We start from the raw sequence: 2,600 nt of genomic DNA on the forward strand, positions 1-2,600 counted from the left end.
GAAGTGCTGGCCAAAACCCTGTTCTCCACCTCGCTGAACTTCGACCTGGCGGTCTACGAGTGCTTTGCACCGCTGATTTCCGGTGGCTGCATCGAAGTGGTCAGGAATGTGCTGGCTCTGCAGGACGGCGAACATGACGTCACCTTGATCAATACCGTGCCTTCGGCCCTTAAAGCGCTGCTGGAATACGGCGGCCTGGGGCAGGGCGTACATACCGTCAACGTCGCCGGTGAAGCGTTGAAAGGCTCCTTGGTCGAGAAGCTGTTTGCCGAAACCAGCGTCAGACGCCTGTGCAATCTCTACGGTCCTTCGGAAACCACGACTTATTCCAGCTGGGTGGCGATGGACCGCGAGGACGGCTTTGCATCCCACATTGGCAAACCGGTAGCCAACACCCAGTTCTACCTGCTCGATGAGCACCGTCAGCCGGTTCCATTGGGCGTTCCTGGTGAAATCTATATCGGCGGTGCCGGTGTGGCGCGTGGTTACCTGAATCGCGATGACCTGACTGCGGAACGCTTCCTGGCTGATCCATTCAACGCCGGAGCGCGGATGTATCGCACCGGCGACCTGGGTCGCTGGCTGGCGGACGGCAATATCGAGTACCTGGGCCGTAACGACGATCAGGTCAAGATTCGTGGCTTCCGTATCGAATTGGGTGAAATCGAAGCCAAGCTGGCGTGTCATCCTGCCGTGAAGGAAGCGGTGGTCATGGCTCGCGAAGATGTTCCGGGTGACAAGCGCCTGGTGGCGTATTTCACCTCGACCGAAGTTGAGGCCGATCTGGAGGTTTTGCGCAGCCATCTGCAAAGCCAGTTGCCGGAATATATGGTCCCGGCAGCCTATGTCCATCTGGAAGCACTGCCGCTAACCCCCAACGGCAAGCTGGACCGCAAGGCGCTGCCGGCCCCCGATCAGCAAGCCCTGATCAGCCGTGGCTACGAAGCCCCACAAGGCGCAACCGAAACAGCGTTGGCGCAGATCTGGGCCGAAGTGCTGCAGGTCGAGCGCGTGGGGCGGCATGATCACTTCTTCGAGCTGGGCGGTCACTCGCTGTTGGCAGTCAAGCTGATCGAGAAGATGCGCCAGCAAGGCCTGAGTGCCGATGTGCGCGTGCTATTCAGCCAGCCAACCCTGTTGGCGCTGGCCGCCGCCGTGGGCAGCGGCACGGAAATTCGCGTACCGGCCAATCTGATCGAACCGGGTTGCTCGCGGATCACTCCTGAAATGCTGCCTTTGCTGGACATCAGCGCAGAGCAGCTTGAGCAGGTCATCGCCGCGATTCCCGGCGGTGCGGCCAATATTCAGGATATCTACCCGCTGGCGCCGCTGCAGGAAGGCATTCTTTATCACCACCTCACAGCCAAGGCCGGAGATCCTTACGTGCTGCAGGCGGTCTTTGGTTTCGACAACGAAGCACGGCTGAACACCTTTGCCAGCGCACTGCAGAGCGTGATCGACCGCCACGATATCCTGCGCACCTCGCTCTATTGGGAAGGACTGGACGAGCCGCTGCAGGTGGTCTGGCGTCAAGCCCGCCTGAGTATGGACAAGCTTGAGCTGGATCCGGCACAAGGCGATATCGGCAGTCAGTTGCAGGCACGCTTCGATGCCTGTCAACACCGCATGGACATTCGCCAGGCGCCGCTGATGCGGATTGCCTACGCTCAAAATCCGCTCAACCAGCGTTGGGTGGCGTTGCTGCTGTTCCACCATCTGGTCCTCGACCACACCGCGCTGGAAGTAGTCAGCCAGGAGATGGAAGCCTATCTGCTGAATGACACCGGACATTTGAGCGAGCCAGTGCCATATCGCAACTATGTGGCTCAGTCGTGTCTGGGAACCGATCGCGCAGCCCAGGAAACATTCTTCCGCAACATGCTGGGCGACCTCGACGAACCCACCTTGCCGTTCGGTTTGCATGAAGTACAAGGTGAAGGTCGCGGCATCGAGGAACATCGCGCTGCGCTGGATATCGACTTGAGCCAGCGGCTGCGAGCGCAGGCGCGTGTGCTCGGGGTCAGTGTGGCATCCCTGCATCACCTGGCCTGGGCTCAGGTGCTGAGCGCTGCCAGTGGTCGTGACGACGTGGTATTCGGCACTGTGCTGGTGGGTCGCCTGAATGGCGGTGACGGCGCCGACCGGGCGCTGGGCATGTTCATCAATACTTTGCCGTTGCGCCTGCAACTGGGTACCTGCGAGGCCCGGACGGGGGTGCGGGAAACCCACGCGCGCCTGAGTGCCTTGCTGGCCCACGAGCATGCGCCGCTGGCGCTGGCACAGCGTTGCAGCGGTGTGGCGGCTTCGACGCCGTTGTTCAGTGCGCTGCTCAATTACCGCTACAGCGCGGCACCGGGCGAACACAGCCTGTCGCCGGCCTGGGACGGTATCGAACCGCTGAAGGGCGAAGAGCGCACCAACTATCCATTGACCCTGTCGGTGGATGATCAGGGCGAAGGTTTCGAGCTGACCGTGCTGGTGCAGGACGGTATTGGCGCAGCGCGTGTGGCGGCTTACATGAGCACGGCGCTGGCGCGTCTGGTCGAGGCGCTGGAGCAGCGGCCGCAGACGGCACTGGGCAGTCTGTCGGTACTTCCCGA

The 2,600-nt window shown here is 61.5% G+C and carries 1 protein-coding gene; it reads left to right on the plus strand.

Annotated elements, in window-relative coordinates; genetic code table 11:
- On the plus strand, positions 1 to 2,600 hold a 2,600-nt coding region (locus tag ALQ04_RS27310; RefSeq protein WP_259645046.1), incomplete at both ends, for a condensation domain-containing protein.

The organism is Pseudomonas cichorii, assembly GCF_003700275.1.
Taxonomy (GTDB): Bacteria; Pseudomonadota; Gammaproteobacteria; order Pseudomonadales; family Pseudomonadaceae; genus Aquipseudomonas; species Aquipseudomonas cichorii_B.